We start from the raw sequence: 16,060 nt of genomic DNA on the forward strand, positions 1-16,060 counted from the left end.
GCAGAAAAGCATCTGCGGCGGCATTCGTGTCGCGGGTGCTGGAGCCGATCGGCCTGCGGATCTTCGGCGACGTCGAGGCGGGCGCGGAGATCACCGCGCGCCCGTTCGCCGAGTTCTTCCCCGAACGCGGCGGCCGGATCCTGCGCCGCGCCCTGCCGCAGCAGCGCCTGCTCGACTTCCTCGAGATCCCAGCCCGCGCGGGCGGCGCGGCGGATTTCGCCCTGACCGACTGCGTCTTCGAGAGCCGGGCCGACGTGGTCGGCGCCTGCGTGGTCGCGACGCTCGACCTCGTCCTCGACAACCTGTGCGAGGCCGTGCACGCCCTCGACGTCGACGTGGTCCTGCTCTCGGGCCGCCCCTCCCGGCTCCAAGCCTTCGTCGACTGCCTCGTCGACAAGCTGGCGGTCTCGCCGGACCGAATCGTGCCGCTCCACCAGTATCAGGCCGGCACGTGGTACCCGTTCCGAGAGCGGGACAACCGCCGCATCGGCGATCCCAAGACCACCACGGCGGTGGGCGGCATGCTCTGCGCGCTCGCGGAGGGCCAGCTCACCAACTTCACCCTGTTCACCCGCCGCCTCGCGCTGCGCTCCACGGCCCGCTACATCGGCGAGCTGGAGCTGAGCGGCCAGCTCCGCGACGCCGGCCTGGTCTTCCGCGAGGTCGATCTCGACGCCCCGGCCTCGGCCCGGCGCCAGGGACCCGCGATGAGCGCGAAGCTCCGGTACTACGCGCCGATGCGCCTGGGGTACCGGCAATTGCCGGTGGAGCGCTGGATCGCGACGCCGCTCTACCGATTGCGGATGCGGGCCGGCCAGGAGGCGACGCAGCTGCGGCTGCCCCTCGAGATCACTTTGGAGCGCAGCGGCGACGGCCGGCCCGACGACGAGGGTTCGGATGCCCTGCTGCGCTCGGAATCGATGAAGGAAGAATTCGAGATCACCGACGCCTACGACGCGGACGGTCTCGACGTCAGACGCAAGATCGAGCTCGTGCTCGATACCCTGGCCTCGGAGCAGGGATACTGGCTCGACACCGGCATCCTTGCCCTGGATTGAGATCAAACATGTCGACCGAACATCTGGCGCAGGATTGCAGGAATACGGGTCGTCTTGCCGAGGACGCCGAGCAGTGGCTCGACGACGAGGCCAATGCCGGCGCGGTCGGACGGGAGCGCGCGGATCTCATCCGCTACGTCCGGAAGGCGGCCAACCGGGCCGAGCGGCTGGCCCGCGCAGCGGCACGGCCGATGTGCGCGGGCGTGTTCGGGCCGAGCCAGGCGGGCAAATCCTATCTGGTCGAGGTCCTGGCGCGTCCGGAGGACGGTGCCCTGCGGGCGCGCTTCGACGGGCACGAGCCGGTGGACTTCCTGGCCGAGATCAACCCGATCGGCGAGAAGGAGGCGACGGGGCTGGTCACCCGCTTCACGGCCGGTGCAGGGGCCCCGGCCGGGCAAACGCCGCCCGGTGCGCCGGTCCGCCTGAGGGTCCTCAGCGAGGTCGATCTCGTCAAGGTCCTGTGCAACACCTTCTTGCACGATGGCGACGCCACCAAGGACACGCCGCCGGGTCCCGAGGCCATCGCCGCGCTGCTGGCGAGCCTGAAGGCGCAAGCCCGCCCCGGTATGTCGCGCTTCGGCGACGTCGCGATCGACGACCTGCAGGATTACGTGCGCGACCAGGCCCGCGGCACGCGGCCTCTCGACGATCTCGCCCGCTACTGGGACGAGGCCCGCAGCTTGGCCGGGAGCCTCGACCTCGACGGGCGCGCCCGCCTGTTCGCGCCGCTCTGGGGCGGCCACTCGGCCTTCACGGGCCTCTACCGCCAACTCGCGGAGGCGCTGGAACGCCTCGATCATCCGGAGGAGATCTACGCGCCGCTCGCCGCGCTGGTGCCCCGCGAGGGCAGCATCCTCGATGTGGCGACCCTGGCGGGTCTCGGGGCGACGAGCTCGGACGACACCCTGACCGTGCATGGGGCCGGCGGCAGGGTCGTCACGCTCGCCCGCGCCACAGTGGCGGCGATCACCGCGGAACTGCGCATCGAGATTGCCGATACGCCCCGACCCTTCCTGCAGGAGGTCGACCTGCTCGACTTTCCCGGCGCCCGCAGCCGGCAGAAGGTCGATCTCGCCCATTTCCTGACCGCGCACCCGGACGCGCTGAAGGAGACCTTCCTGCGCGGCAAGGTCGCCTACCTGTTCGACCGCTACGTCGCCGAGCAGGAGCTGACAGCGATGATGCTGTGCGTCCGCCCCTCCAACCAGGAGGTCGTGACGCTGCCCGACCTCGTGGAGCGCTGGATCACGCTCACGCACGGATCGAGCCCGGAGGCGCGGGCGCAGCTGCCGAACCTGCTGTTCCTCGTGCTCACGTGGTTCGACAGCCATTTCGTCGACAAGGCCGGCGACGTCGGCCAGGATGCGGGCCTGCGCTTCCGCAACCGGATCGAGGCCTCGCTGCTCGGATTCTTCGGGAAGGCGCACACGTGGCCGCGGCAATGGATTCCGGGCGCGCCGTTCCGCAACACCTACTGGTTCCGGAACCCGAACTACCCGGCGGAATCGGTCATCCGCTACGACGGGCGGCGCGAGGTGGCGTTCCTGCCCGAAAAGCAGGAGCGGATCGCCGAGCTGCGCGCCGGCTTCGCCGCCCTGCCGGAGGCAACCGCGCATTTCGCGGATCCGGGCCGCGCCTTCGATGAGGCCCTCCGCCTCAACGACGGCGGCGTGAGCTACCTCGTCGAGAACCTGTCGCGGGTCTGCCGACCGGCCCTCAAGGCGCAGCAGATCGCCTCCCGGCTGGAGGCCCTGCGCGCCGAGATGCGGGAGCGGCTCGCCCGCTTCCACGTCGCCCTCGACATCGAGACGCGGTTGGCCGAGCGGCGCGAGGCGGCTGGCCAGGTCTTCGACGCGCTCGATGGGGTCGTGGCGGCCGGCCAGTTCGGCTCGCTCCTGCGGGCGCTCATGGTGGCCCCCGCGGCGCTCGCACACGCTCTGCACGGGGCCGAGGGCGCGACCACCGAGGCCGCGCTCCCCGTCGCGGCGCCGCGCATCGCCCGGCCCGGGGCGATCACGCGGCCGGGCGCGGCGCCGGCGCCCCGTGTCGAGCCGCCGAGCCCGGGTAGTGACCGGGAGCGCGCGATGGCGCGGGCCGTGGTCGCCGCCTGGATCGGGGCCTTGCGCCGCACGATCGAGGCCGAGGACTTCGCGCGCCGCTTCGCCGTGCCGCTGACTGCCCTGGAGATCGTGGTCAGCGAGTTGATCATCCTGGCCCGCCGCGCCGACATCGAGGGTGGCATCGCGGCCGACCTGCGGGACCTGGCGACCGTCGAGCGCTCCGAGCAGTCGACGGTCAAGCTCGCGCTGATCGCCGCGACCCGCCTCAACCGGCTGACCGGCAGCCTCGGGTTCACCCTCGTTCCGCCGGCCGGCGAACGCCCCGCAATCCAGGACGAGGCGGGGGATCGGGTCGCCTTCGCCCAGCGCCCCGTCAGCTACGACGCCCGCAGCATCGGGCAGGCCCCCGCGACCTTCGCCCATACCTACGCCACCGACTGGTTCCACGGCTTCTACCGGGTCGTCGAGGACAACGCCAAGAGCGCGTCCGGCGTCACGGTCGACCTCGCTCAGAACGCCCGGATCGGCGCGATCCTCGCCGGTCTCCAGGCACGTGCCGCCTGACCGCCTCGCCCGCTCCACCCGCTTTGACCAAGAAGCCTTCGCCATGACGATCCGCATCACCGAGGACGAGGACGAGTCCGGCGGCTACGCCTTCATCGATCTCGGTCGCCCGCTGGCGTCGCCGCTGCTCTCGTTCCGCCGCCAGGATACCGAGCCGCGGCATCTCGGGGCGGAGGGCTGGCAGCCGGAGGTCGCGTGGCTCGCGCCCCTCGCGGTGACCGAGCGGGACGGGCGAGCCGTCGCGCGCTTCGGTCCCAGCGTCGTCGACCGCATCGAGGAGCTGGTCCCGATCGAGATCGTCGCGCAGGATGGCACCTCCTTCGGCGTGGTCGCGTGGCCGTTCATACCACCCGCGCCGTCCGGTGGGGGCATCCTCGCCGGCCTTCCGGCCCCGGCTCCGACGCTGACCCGGGACAGTATCGGTCGTCCGTCCGACGCGGCCGCCGAGGCCGTGCCGCTCCCGGAGCCGGAGCCCGCCCCGCCGCAGGACGCTGCGCCCGCGGCTCCGTCGGCGCCCGAGCCGCCCGCGCGCAAGAGCTGGCTGCTCTGGTCTCTGGTCGCGCTGATGCTGCTCGCGCTGGCCGCGGGCGGCGCCTACTTGTACCGCGACCGGCTGCCCGACCTCGTGGCCCGCCGCCAGGCGCCCCCCCAGGAGCCGAGCCCGCCGCCCGCTCCACCCGAGCCGGAGTCCCGCCTGACGGCCGCCGAGCTGCGGCAGCGCTACGCCCGCCTCGTCGAAGAGCGCGCGCCGGCCGGCGCTTTCCTGGCGCTCGGCGAGACGGCGCTCGCCTCTCGACACGGCAGCGCAGCGTTCCGCGCCTTCGAGGAGGCCGATCCGGTCACGAGCGCGGACGCGGCCTGGCAGCTCGCGCGCTTCTACGACCCCGGCAACGCCGACGCGGCGTACCGCGAGGCGGCGCGGCCCGACATCGTGCGGGCCGCCTACTACTACGCCCTGTGGCGCAACCGCTCCCCCCGCCACACCGAGGCGCTCCGGGCGCTGTGCGAGGGCAACGCCGCCAGCGACCGCCTCCGGGCGATCTGTCGTCCCTGATGGCCCCAACGCACCCTACGATGTTCGTCCGACCGCGCGTTTCACCCCTGCCGATGCCGAGGATCCCCGACATGGCCCCGCCCGCCCGAACCGGCCGCCGCTGGAGGCGCCTGGTCGCCGCGACCGCGCTCGGTGTCGCCACCGCTACCGGCGGGCACGCGGCCTCGCCCGGCCTCACAGTCCAGGCCGCCGCCGCGCGCAGCAGCGCCGTCACCGGGCAGCGGATCGCGCTGCTGATCGTGCCGCAAGCCGCAGCGTCCGGCGGTCGGGCGGCGACGGCCAACGCCGACGAGGAGGCCTATCGCAAGCGCCTGCGCGACATCGGCTTCGAGGTGTGGACGGTCGGGCCGGCCGACCGTCCGCAGCTGGATCGCGGACTGCGCGAGGCCGTCGGCCGCCTACCGGAGGACGCCCAGGTGGCGGTCTTCGCCCTCGGGCCGACCATCGGCGGCGCCGACGACGTCTATCTCCTGCCGCAGGACACCCCGGCCGACGCCGGACAGCGCCCGGGCCTGCTCGACAGCGAGGGCGTGCGGCTGAGCGACGTGCTGCGCCGCATCGCCCGACGCCGAACCCGCGAACTCGTCGTTGTGATTGACGAGTGTCAATCCGCGGCGGGCGGGCGTTGCGACTTCGATGCCGCGGCGGGGAGTTCCGGGGCGAGTGTCATCGGCGGCGAACGCGCCGGCCGCCGCACTGCCTCGGGCGCGCCGCTCGCGGGCCGCGCCTCGCTGCGCGATCCCATGCTCGCCGCGATGGCGCAGGAAGGCGAGACCTTTCTGCAGTCGCACGAAACGCTGAAGCGGGGCCTCGCCGGCAGCGATCTGGAGCCCCGGGCGAGCGGCGCGCTCACCACGTCGTTCGCCTTCATCCCGCAGGGGTTCTTCGCGGGCCTGCGGACGGAGTGCAACAAGATCGACCCGAATGCCGAGCCGGCCGCGCTGCGCGGGGTGAACCTCGATCCCGCGATCCGCGCCTGCGAGACGATGACGGGGACCTATCCCTATGCCCGTCCCTTCGAGGACCGGCTCCAGGCGGGGCGGGAGCAGCGGGCCTATCAGCGGGCCGTCGCCTCCTGCGACGATCCCACGGCCACCGCGAGCTACAGCGCGTCCTACCCGGCTGGGCGCTTCCGCGCCCTTGTCGATACCTTCGCGGTCGAGTGCGGCCGCACGCGGGATCGCCAGGACGAAGCCCGCCGCCAGCAGGCGGACGAGGCTCGGCGTCAGGAGGAGGACAGGCGGAGACGGCAGGAGGAGATGGATCGGCAATGGGCGGACGCCCGACGTCAGCGGGAGCAGGACGAGCAGCGCCGCCTGGAGGAGGAGCGGCGCCAGCGTGAGCTGCAGCAGCGCACCACGGTCGGAAGCGCCTCCGGCTGGACGCTGAACTACTCGACCAACCTGCTCGAGATCTCGCCGCGCGCCAACGACCAGTACGATCCGCAGAAGCAGACCTACACGACGATCTGGCACTCGCGCCAGCATGGCCAGCAGGTGACCATGTACGTACAGGTCAGCCCGAACGAGCGTTGCGGCAGCGCGCAACAGTTCATCACGGAGCAGATCCGGCCGCGAAGGAGCCAGATCAGCCGCGCGCAGGAGGTCAACACCTCGCCGGTCCGCGCCGGGTTCGTGCTCGAAGGCCGCGGGACGGCCGTCGCCCAAGGCAGCTTCGACGACAGAAGCTTCTACGACTTCGCGACGATCCGGCGCGACGACCGCAGCACGATCACGAATATCGGGGGGCGTTTCCCTGCCGAGTTCAGCGACCTATACCGGGCCGAACTGCTCCGCATGATGAACTCGATGCAGCTGCCCGGCCGGGACGTCTTCAACAATCGCTGCGGCTGAGAGCGATGAGCCGCCCGAGAAGCCGGAAGCAGGACAGATCGACCATGCGCGCACCCTTGCTCGCCCTCAATGCATGGGTCCACGCCGGCCTGATCGCGTCGATGGCGGTCCCGAGTTCACCCGCTCTGGCTGATGCCACTCAGGAGTGTCGGTCCGGGAGCCCGGAGATGCGCATCGGCGGATGCAGCCGACTCCTGGCCGAGGCTCGGACGCCGCGGCAGCGCGCCATCGCACTCGATGGACGGTGCTGGGCGAACATCGACAGGGGTGCGTTTGCCGACGCCCTGACGGATTGCAACAGCGCCATTCGGGCGGACGATCAGTACCCCTACGCCTTCCACAATCGCGGGGTCGCCTATGCCGGCCTGCAGAACCCGACCGCGGCGATCGCCGACTTCAACCGTGCGCTGGCGATGCGGCCAGCCTTCTCGAATACCCTCATCAACAGGGCGAAAGCGAACATCACACTTGGGAACACGCAGGCTGCAATCCGAGATTACGAAGAGGTTCTTCGTCTGAAGCCTGACAACGAAGAGGCCATAAATTCCCTTAACTTATTGCGCGGCTCTGCGGTAGCGTCGCCGTCGCTTAATACGACTGATTCGCTCTGCGGTAGCGTTGGATGCAATTAATTATCGCCCGATTTTCCAAATATTTTTTATCTTTCTTGCCTAATTATAGATTTTTACATATCCTGATTTCTTAAAGGGCAACTGGATTGTCCGCTACTGGCATTTTGTATTGCAGTCACGCAGCATTCAATTGAATCTTTAACAATGTCCAGGTCATTATCAGCATAGGACGGCGGCGCGGTGCCTGCCAACCATCTGTGCACATGCAATCGAATGCACGGTTGATGTCCGCTCTGAGGCCATTGCTGAACGGGCATAAACGGCCGGATTGGGCGCATTGCTGCTGGGCTGGTTTCCGAGCCCCTCGACGCAGAAGCCGAGGGGCCGAACGCTCAAATCTCTGTTCCTTCGGCCAGGGTCAAAGCATCTTCGACGTCGACGCCGAGGTATCTGACCGTGCTCTCGATCTTGGTATGGCCGAGCAGGAGCTGAACCGCCTGCAGGTTGCCGGTCCGCTTGTAGATCAACGACGCCTTCGTGCGGCGCAGGGAGTGGGTGCCATAGTCCTCGCTGCGCAATCCGATGCCTGTGACCCACTCATCGACGAGGCGCGCATACTGCCGAGGGCTAATGTGCGTGACGCCGTCGAGCCGGCTCGGGAAGGCATAGTCGTCGAGCGTTCCACCCCTGGCTTCCAGCCATGCTAGAATGCTGGTTCGTGCAGGTTCGAGCAGCTCGAACTGTACCGGCCGGCTGGTCTTGCGCTGGATGACGATGGCCCGGCTACGGACGCGACCACCGCTGACCAGGTCGCCAATCTTGAGCTTGACGATGTCACAGCCACGCAGCTTGCTGTCGATGGCGAGGTCGAACATAGCCCGGTCGCGGTAGAGCCAGAACCGGATGGCCTAAACCTGCTGAGGCTTGAGGGCGCGCTTGGCGCCGAGCTTGCGGCCAGCGTTCCAGGCTGGCTGCCCTTTCGTCGCCGGATCGTGTGCTGAGTGTCCCATCGTCTATCTCCTCGCCGGCCCATGCCGACGAAGCGAGGAGACACCCGAACCGAGACTATGAAGATGGGGGCACATGCGGACGTTCCGCTGGCGACCCTACCCAGTCGTCCAGTCAGCCGTCAGCGGTTTCCGAAAGCGGCCATTCGCCGGCTGTCCAGCAGCGCTCGTCCCTCAGCCTGTTCGGCTGCCTCCTGACAAACTGCCGACCCGTTCCGCCGCGAAGCGCTCGCGGAGCCATGCCGCGGCGGGGCCGCAGGGGCGCTGCTTGTGCCAGACCAATTCCAGGGCGATCGGCCAGTCGCCTTTGTCGAACTGCAGGTCCGGAGTGACAAGGTATGGCGCGGTCAGGGACGCGGCGATGACGTGATCGGTGACAAAGGCCCAGCCGATCCCGTGCTTCACCATTTCCAGAATGACCCAGTGGCTCTCCACCCACCACACCTCGGCCGCCACACGCAGACGGCGCTTCTCCGGCCCGTCGCTGCGCGCGGCGACGAGGATCTGGCGGTGGCGCTTGAGCTCTTCCCAATCTACACGCGCCTTCGCCAGCGGATGGTCGCGCCCGCAGACGAGCTTCAGGGGCACCCAGCCGATGGTCTGAAAGCCGAGCTCTGTGGGCAGCACCTCCTGACGCCACATCACGCCTAGGTCGGCGGCTCCGGACTGGACCATGCGGCTGACATCCTCCATCAGCGGGAAGAGCAGCTCCAGTTCCACGAAGGGGAAGCGCGCGGCGAAGTCGGCGAACAGAGCGCCCAGGGCATGCTCGGGATAGAGTTCGTCGATGGCAACAACCAGCCGGCTCTCCACCCGCTGTTCCAGGCTGCTCGCCACGCCGATGAAGTGCTCCCTCCGGTCGAGCACGACCCGCGCCTCCAGCAGCAGCCGCTCCCCTGCCAAGGTGAGCACTGGGTTCCTGCCCGTCCGGCTGAACAGGGTGAGACCCAAATCCGCCTCAAGGTTCGCCACCTGTGTACTGACGGCCGACTGCGCCTTGCGCAGCACCCGGGCCGCCCCAGAAAACGATCCGGCCTCGGCCGCCGCGACGAAAGCCTGAAGTTGGTCGAGAGAGACGGCCACCTATCTGACTTCCAGATGCCTTCTAACTTGTTGGTCGACGTATCACAGATAGAAGGCAGCGGACCAGAGACGCTTTCCAGGCAAAATTATGCGCAGCACACGCGACCGTATCCGCCACGCCATCCTGTTCGAGGTTGTCGGGCTCGCGCTCATCATTCCGCTCGGGACCATGCTGTTCGGCCTGCACGCCTCCGACATGGGCGTGATCGGCATCGGCAGCGCCCTTGTGGCGACGGCGTGGAACTACGCCTACAACCTTGGCTTTGATCGAGCGATGCAGCGGCTGGTCGGGCACACGCGCAAGAGCCTCGTCCTACGGGTCGGTCACGCCGTGCTGTTCGAAGCGGGGCTGCTCCTGATCCTGCTGCCCCCGATCGCTTGGTACCTCGGCATCGGCCTCTCCCAGGCCTTCGTCATGGATATCGCGATCGCGGCCTTCTACGTGGCCTACGCCTTCCTCTTCAACCTAGCCTACGATCGAACCTTTCCCCTGCCGGACTGGAGCGCGGTCGCAGCAGAGCCTTCCCGCTGAGCAAGTCCGAAACGCGCATTCGCCGTCCAGAAGCAGACGGGCAGAAAACCACCCCGAGCGGCTCTTGCAGCTTGCGATCGCTCGCGAAGACGGCTGCCAAGCATAGGCGCCCGACCGGATTGCATGCAGCCCGATCGGGAACTCCGCCAGCACCGGTAGGCCGAGCGGCGACATGCGCCCATGCACTAGGCAGAGCATCGCGAGCGGCACGTCGAGGATGATCGGCATCGAGCCGTCGTAAGTGTCCCTGACGAGACAGAGGTGGTAACGCCGGTCACTCGGCTCCCCATGGGGATTGTCGATCAGGTCGGCGGTGGCCGCAGCCTCGAGCGCATCCTCTACGACCGCCCAAGAGAACAACGGATCAGCCGCAGCGATGGCCGCGGCGTTGAGCCGTGCCAGATCGGAAACGAAGCTGAACACGAGATCCGCACCCGCGCGGTCGCTCGCAAACCAGCGGGCGCGCGGCGGACCGACCTCGCCATCGCCCAGTACGGGGTCGAAGGGGCGGTGCGGGACCCAGCCGGCAAGCCACGCATCGATCCGTCGACCCTCCGCCAGCGCCGCTTCGTCGCCCTTCAGCACGGCCGCTCCGTCAAGCCCTTCTCGGGCGAGCCAAGAGACGAGGACGGCGATCCGGTTGGGGTTGCGGGCGAGAAACTGGACTAGGTTCTCGGCGCGTTGCTCCGGCATCAGTCCCCTGGGATCACCGCGATGGAGCGGCGTGTCGGGCGGGTAGTCGCCAAGCCGAGCCGAGAGAAGGGCATAGGGTTCGCCGGGCGCATCCCCAGCTGTCATATTGGAATGCGCCGCGACGCCAGGGCCACGCTGTTCGGACGACCTACGGTTGCTGAGCCAATCGAAGATGCCGGGCATAGCTCCGATCTTACAACAGGCGCCCGACGAGACCACCAACCACCGCGCCGAAATCTGCGCTGCTGAATGCCCAGAAGCAGGTCCCTTGGGAGCTGGCACGGCGTCGGAAGCGGGCACGGCAGCGACGTCCGCTTTGATGCTTCTCCGTCCAAAAGCGGACCGTCGCAAAACCACCCCGAGCGGTGAGTCAGATTGCGACCCGACTCGGTCATCCATAGCAGGGGAGTCCGACCTCAAGACCGGACATCCGCCAGATGTCGCCTCAAGCATTGGAGCCACAGATCGGTCTCATCTGACATGATCGATCATGCGCTCACAACTCGACGCGATCCCCCCGGGCGCTTCGAGCGGAACGAGGTGGCCGATGCCGGGGATGGTCGTGATCGTCGCCTCCGACAGGTGCTCGGCAAGGATCGGCTTCAAAATGGCCGCCCGTTCGACTTGGTCGTGTTCCGCCAGGACGATCTCGACGGGCACCTCCAGCCCGGTCAGGGCCGCAGTGACGTCCACCGTCACGCCACGATCGGGCCAGTACCGCTTGGCCTCGGCGTCGCCGCTCAGCGTGTCTCGGATGATCTGCTCCCGAAGCGTGTCGTCGAGCGCCGAACCGCCCAGGACTTGAAGAGCCTTCAGCACGCCGTCCCGCGACTGGTAGGAAGCCAGCATGCCAGCCCTGACCGCTGGCGGAATTTGCATCGGGGTCGGCGGTGCCGGCGCGACCAGCACCAGGCCAGCCAGACCGATAGGCCGGCGGCCGGCTAGCAGTTGGGCTACCTTGCCGCCCATGGAATGGCCGACCACGATATAACACGCGATCCCAAGCGCCGCGACCGCATCGACGACATCGTCGGACAGCGCATCCAGATCAAAGCGGCCGTCAAAGGCGCGTGAGCCACCCCATCCGCGCTGGTTGATGACGACCTTCCGGACGGCGATGGGCAACTGCGAGACGACCGCGTCCCATGTGCGGGCCGAGCCGCCCCAATAATGCAGGAAGACGAGCGCCGGCTCGGTCCGTCCGGCATCGTCGATGAGGAGGTCCGCGCCTCGCGTGCGGATCGTTCGTGTCGCCATTGCTCCGCTCCATGCTCGATCACGAAGCGGAGGGTATTCGCTCAAGGTCCGCCCTATAATCCCGCCGGAACAGGGCACACTCCGAAGCGGCATTTCGCAATGGCACTGGATAGGTTCGTAGGGATGATGGTGCTTCGGCGCGCCATCGAGCTTGGCAGCATTGCAGCAGCGGGACGCGCGACAGGTCTCTCGGCGGAGATGGCCGGACAGCATCTCAAAGCGCTGGAGACGCGCCTCGGTGTCCGTTTGCTCAGCCGCACCACGCGCCGCCTTGCGCCGACGGATGCCGGACGGGCCTATTACGAACGCTGCGTCGCCGCGCTGGAAGAGATCGCGCTGGCCGAGGCCGAAGCGGGCGCGAGGCAAGCAGAGCCGAGTGGCCGGCTTCGCCTGACCGCACCTCTGGGGTTTGGAAACGCTCTTCTCGCGCCGGCGATTGCAGCGTTTCTCGCCCGGCATCCGCGCGTAGACGTCGAGATCGACCTGTCCGAGAACAAGACCGATCTGCTCGCCGGGAATTATGACCTTGCCATTCGACTCGGCGAACTCGCCCCTTCGAGCCTCGTGTCACGCCGGCTCGCCAGTTTTCCTCTGATCCTCGCTGCTTCACCCGCCTATCTTGCCGCGTCCGGCATGCCCCAGCATCCCCGGGACCTCGCGCAGCACGAGGCGTTAATCTATGCGCAGACGGACGCGCCGATGACGTGGTGCTTCCGGTCTCGGGAAGGGCAGCGGGCGAACGCCGCGCTCCGCGGGCGCATCGTTGCGTCCGACGTCGAGTTCCTCGTCCGCCTTGCGCTGCTCGGCCGGGGCTTGCTGCTCGCGCCGAGTTTCCTGCTCGACGATCACCTGAAGACTGGAAGCTTGGTGGAAGTGATGCCGGGTTGGCATGAGCGCTCACTCCCGCTTCATCTCCTATGGCCGCATCGCGCATTGATCCCAGTGCCCACACGCGCCTTCATCGATTTCCTGGTTGGCTGGGCGGTATCAGAGCTGAAAGGTTCTCGCGCATCACCCTCATGACAGTCGCCGGAAGCCTTTCAAAGCCCGCGCTTGGCCAAGATAACTGAGCCGACATCTGGGAGCACAGATCGGACGTCCGCTGTGGTCGCTCCCACACCGAGAGCGGACCGTCGCAAAATCACCCCAAGCAGCCATTCCGCTGGCGACCCACGTCAGTCATAGGCGTCATTTTGGGGCGAGCTTGGAAGCGGACACGCGGCGACCTTGCGCGGTCGCCTGGCCCACTTGAACCGAGTAGCTTTGAGCCGTTCCCTTCTGCGCACGCTTCGCGGCGTAGAGTGCCGCATCAGCGTGGCGCAGGAGAACGTCACGATCCTGTCCGGCCTCGCGGGACCACGCGAGGCCGATCGTACCCGTCACGCGCGCGATCTGACTCTGTCCGTCCACGATGATCTCGAGGTCGTGCAAGAGGCGTTGCACTATCGCGCTCAGGCGCGCGCCGTCGCACGCGGCAGGTGCCAGGATCGCGAACTCGTCGCCGCCCAACCGCGCCGGTAAGCACCCGGTGTAGCTGGATGCGCGCAACCGTTCGGCGACGCGACGGAGAACGTCGTCGCCGGCCGCATGCCCGAGGCGATCGTTCACGCCCTTGAAGCCGTCAAGGTCGATCAGGAGAACGGCCACGTCGACATCCGAAGCGCGGGCCTCGCGCAGCCGCGCGTCCAGAACACGGTGGAACTCGGCTCGGTTGGCCAGCTGTGTCAGGTCATCGGTGCGGGCCCGATGGCGAAGACGCTCCTCCAGGCCATGCCGTTCGGTGATGTCCTGGATCAAGCCGACGAGGGCGACAGGCTTACCCTTGGCAAGCTCGATCTCGCAGGAGCATCGCACGCGCCGGGCGTTGCCCTTGGCTGTCACGAAGTCGGCGTCCATCTCGAAAGGCTCGCCCGTGTCCAGCACGCGCTCGACTGCCGCGCGGAAGAGGGCGCGATCAGTCTCAGGAAAGAAGTTCATGATCTCGCCTGTCGGCACGCCGCCGCTGACGGGCAATTCATGAATGGCGAAGACACCGTCCGACCAGGAGGTTGACTGCTTCTCGATATCGTAGCGGTACGATCCCATGTCGGCCATGCGCTCCGCTTGCTTGAACTGGCGGCGCTCACGCTCCAGACCCTCAACGGCGACACGACGCTCTTCGGCGTTCTCGGCAGCTCGAAGGGCTACGGCGCGAGCCTCAATCAGGGCCTCTGCAAGACAGGCCAGTTCTGTGAGCACCTCCAAGTCTGCCGCCGTTGTCTTGCGGGGTCGTTCATCGAGGACGCAGAGCGTGCCGATCGTGATTGAGTCGCCGTCTGCTCGCCGGACGCGAACCGGCACGCCCGCGTAGTAGCGGATGTTCGGGGCACCTGTGACGAAAGGGCTGGCCGCGAAGCGACGGTCGAGTTTGGCATCTGCCACGATCAGCGGAGCCTCAGTCTCGAACACGACGGGGCAGAACGCCTGGGCACGCGGGGTCTCGGCCGCCAAGGGGCCGCAACGCGCCTTGAACCACTGGCGCTCCGGGTCGATCAGAGTGATCGAGGACATGCCGGTGCCGAGCATGCGTTGTGCGAGCTTGGCGAGTGCGTCGAACTCTCGCTCTGGCGGCGTGTCGAGCAGAGCGATCTCGGTCAGCGCCTGTTGGCGGAGTGCCTCGCGCTGCGTGTTCGACCCGTTCCCCTGCAACACGACGCTACCCCGCTCAAGCCTTGAGGCTGCCAGGGGGTACAACGAGAAGGTTTAATCGAGCGTGAGGTGGCCTGACGGGTCATCGAGCGAGAGCGTACCGGCTAGACCGCCACCGTTTGGCTTGTGAAAGGTGCCGTATTCACCGGTTCTCCGCAGAGAAGAGTAACAAGCTTGTGCCGGGAGCTGCCATTCGGCTCGCGACCCAACCCAGCCGCTCCGATTGCTCCCTGTCGTTCCCGTAAGCAGACGCCCCGCTAGACCACCGACAACTCCGGCAGACTGATGGAGGAAGGGCTACGAAACGGCGTGCGGATTCTATCCTCTCGGGCGGTATCCGATGCACCGTGTTGCGAGGTTTCGGCGGCTCGCAAGCGCCGATTGCGATCGTCGAAATGATTCAATCAAGGGGTTATGGCCTAACATCAATCTGATAAATTGCCAAGTTATTGAATTTAAAATCGACCTATTTCTGAAAAATTCAAGTTTTATTTCGATTGATGAGAAAGTCCTGGAGGCAATTCTGCGACCGCTACAGCGTCCGGGACACTCGCCGCGCTGCCTACCCTAGGTATTTTTTTAATGATTTTAAATTAGAAAAAGACGAACACAAACTCGGAAACCATTATGAGGCCACCTGTCCTCATCGAAGAAGACGACCGCGTGGCAGCACTCGCCGAGTATGATCTCGTCGATACGCTGCCAGCACCTGCCTTCACGCAGATCGTCGCCTTGGCCACCCGCCTGTTCGACGTCCCTACCGCCTTTGTTTCACTGGTCGACCGCAGCCGGCAGATCTTTCACGCCAAGGTCGGCCTTGACCTGTGTGAGACGGACCGGCAGGTCGCGTTCTGCTCCCATACCATCGCGCAGCGCGACACTCTCGTTGTCCTCGATGCCACCCTCGACCCACGCTTTTGCGACAATCCGCTGGTTGTTGGACCGCCATATATTCGCTTCTACGCCGGGATCCCGCTCGTCGCACCGTCGGGCCACGCCGTCGGCACACTGTGTCTCGTCGATACGCGGCCACATCACGGCTTCTCCGCCGCGGATCAGACGATCCTGCGGGATCTGGCGGACCTCGCCCTCGACCGCATGGAACTGCGACGGCTGCAGGTTGCCGAGCGGGCAAGTCACGCGCGCTTCCTCCAGATTGCATCCACCTCGCCGAACGGCATCGTCTGCGCGGACGCTGCGGGCCATATCACCTTCTGGAACGATGCCGCCGAAGGCTTGTTCGGCTACAGCGCCACCGAGGCGGTCGGGCAATCGATCGATCTGGTCGTGCCCGAGCGCATGCGCAGGGGCCATGACGGCGGTCTGCACCGGATCGCCGCCGGCGGTGAACCCCGTCTCCTCGGCAAGACCGTCGAGTTGCCCGCGCGGCACCGCGACGGGACGGAATTTCCGATCGAGCTGTCGCTGTCGCGCTGGGAGGAGAAGGGACAACCCGCTTTCGGCGCGATCATCCGCGACATTCGCGAGCGGCGCGCCAACGAGGAGCGCCTGTTCCGCCTCGCGCATCTGGATCCCCTGACCGAACTGCCCAACCGGGCCGTGCTGCGCGAGCGGTTGACCGAGATCGTCACCGCCATGCGGGCCGTCTCCGTGCTGATGTTCGACCTCGACGGCTCAA

13 protein-coding genes are annotated in these 16,060 nt (G+C 67.3%); 8 read left to right on the plus strand and 5 right to left on the minus strand.

Annotated features, from left to right (window positions below):
- From I53_RS25720 to I53_RS31885, 5 genes are all read left to right on the plus strand, one after another.
- On the plus strand, nt 1-1,058 hold a 1,058-nt coding region (locus I53_RS25720), incomplete at its 5' end, for a virulence factor SrfB (RefSeq protein WP_251982459.1).
- Between the two features lie 8 nt (nt 1,059-1,066).
- Nucleotides 1,067-3,682 (plus strand): virulence factor SrfC family protein, encoded by a 2,616-nt coding sequence (locus I53_RS25725; RefSeq protein ID WP_043356178.1) that lies wholly within the window; start codon nt 1,067-1,069, stop codon nt 3,680-3,682.
- A gap of 43 nt (nt 3,683-3,725) precedes the next feature.
- The gene (locus I53_RS25730) at nt 3,726-4,736 is read left to right on the plus strand and encodes a hypothetical protein (protein ID WP_043356193.1); all 1,011 of its coding nucleotides are present in this window, start codon (nt 3,726-3,728) and stop codon (nt 4,734-4,736) included.
- 71 nt (nt 4,737-4,807) lie between these two features.
- On the plus strand, nt 4,808-6,589 hold the full coding sequence (locus tag I53_RS25735; RefSeq protein WP_043356181.1) for a hypothetical protein: 1,782 nt from the start codon (nt 4,808-4,810) through the stop codon (nt 6,587-6,589).
- Between the two features lie 167 nt (nt 6,590-6,756).
- Complete coding sequence (locus tag I53_RS31885; RefSeq protein ID WP_251982460.1) at nt 6,757-7,221, plus strand: tetratricopeptide repeat protein; 465 nt, start codon at nt 6,757-6,759, stop codon at nt 7,219-7,221.
- A gap of 332 nt (nt 7,222-7,553) precedes the next feature.
- Here the strand turns inward: I53_RS31885 and I53_RS25740 are convergent, their stop codons facing one another.
- Nucleotides 7,554-8,066, minus strand: coding sequence for a tyrosine-type recombinase/integrase (locus I53_RS25740; protein WP_286009593.1), 513 nt, complete (start codon nt 8,064-8,066; stop codon nt 7,554-7,556).
- 276 nt (nt 8,067-8,342) lie between these two features.
- Nucleotides 8,343-9,251 carry a LysR family transcriptional regulator gene (locus I53_RS25745; protein ID WP_043356184.1) on the minus strand — a complete coding sequence of 303 codons (909 nt, stop codon included), beginning with the start codon at nt 9,249-9,251 and terminating at the stop codon, nt 8,343-8,345.
- An 88-nt stretch (nt 9,252-9,339) separates the two neighbouring features.
- On the opposite strand from I53_RS25745, the gene I53_RS25750 reads away from it, so the two are divergent.
- A complete protein-coding gene (locus I53_RS25750) occupies nt 9,340-9,783 on the plus strand; it encodes a PACE efflux transporter (RefSeq protein WP_043356186.1) in 444 nt (147 codons plus the stop codon).
- Here the strand turns inward: I53_RS25750 and I53_RS33545 are convergent.
- Complete coding sequence (locus I53_RS33545) at nt 9,718-10,659, minus strand: hypothetical protein (RefSeq protein WP_148291243.1); 942 nt, start codon at nt 10,657-10,659, stop codon at nt 9,718-9,720. The two genes, I53_RS25750 and I53_RS33545, sit on opposite strands and share 66 nt — an antisense overlap.
- 288 nt (nt 10,660-10,947) lie before the next feature.
- Nucleotides 10,948-11,733: an alpha/beta fold hydrolase gene (locus I53_RS34295; RefSeq protein WP_043356191.1), complete on the minus strand. Its 786-nt coding sequence runs from the start codon at nt 11,731-11,733 to the stop codon at nt 10,948-10,950.
- Nucleotides 11,734-11,856: 123 nt separating this feature from the next.
- On the opposite strand from I53_RS34295, the gene I53_RS25765 reads away from it, so the two are divergent.
- Entirely contained in the window at nt 11,857-12,756 is a 900-nt protein-coding gene (locus I53_RS25765) for a LysR family transcriptional regulator (protein WP_187294419.1), read from the plus strand.
- 165 nt (nt 12,757-12,921) lie between these two features.
- Here I53_RS25765 and I53_RS25770 read toward each other — a convergent pair whose 3' ends face one another.
- On the minus strand, nt 12,922-14,424 hold the full coding sequence (locus I53_RS25770) for a diguanylate cyclase domain-containing protein (RefSeq protein WP_083936160.1): 1,503 nt from the start codon (nt 14,422-14,424) through the stop codon (nt 12,922-12,924).
- A 624-nt stretch (nt 14,425-15,048) separates the two neighbouring features.
- Between I53_RS25770 and I53_RS25775 the strand changes: the two genes are divergently transcribed.
- Nucleotides 15,049-16,060, plus strand: a 1,012-nt coding sequence (locus I53_RS25775) for a PAS domain S-box protein (protein WP_148291244.1), incomplete at its 3' end; no start/stop codon positions are given.

This window comes from Methylobacterium sp. B1 (genome assembly GCF_000333255.1).
Lineage (GTDB): Bacteria > Pseudomonadota > Alphaproteobacteria > Rhizobiales > Beijerinckiaceae > Methylobacterium > Methylobacterium fujisawaense.

Bases quoted from the DNA above. Each gene is read 5' to 3' on its own strand.
- I53_RS25725 (WP_043356178.1), top strand. From the start codon at position 1,067: ATGTCGACCGAACATCTGGCGCAGGATTGCAGGAATACGGGTCGTCTT.
- I53_RS25730 (WP_043356193.1), top strand. From the start codon at position 3,726: ATGACGATCCGCATCACCGAGGACGAGGACGAGTCCGGCGGCTACGCC.
- I53_RS25735 (WP_043356181.1), top strand. From the start codon at position 4,808: ATGGCCCCGCCCGCCCGAACCGGCCGCCGCTGGAGGCGCCTGGTCGCC.
- I53_RS31885 (WP_251982460.1), top strand. From the start codon at position 6,757: ATGCGCATCGGCGGATGCAGCCGACTCCTGGCCGAGGCTCGGACGCCG.
- I53_RS25750 (WP_043356186.1), top strand. From the start codon at position 9,340: ATGCGCAGCACACGCGACCGTATCCGCCACGCCATCCTGTTCGAGGTT.
- I53_RS33545 (WP_148291243.1), bottom strand. From the start codon at position 10,659: ATGCCCGGCATCTTCGATTGGCTCAGCAACCGTAGGTCGTCCGAACAG.
- I53_RS34295 (WP_043356191.1), bottom strand. From the start codon at position 11,733: ATGGCGACACGAACGATCCGCACGCGAGGCGCGGACCTCCTCATCGAC.
- I53_RS25765 (WP_187294419.1), top strand. From the start codon at position 11,857: ATGATGGTGCTTCGGCGCGCCATCGAGCTTGGCAGCATTGCAGCAGCG.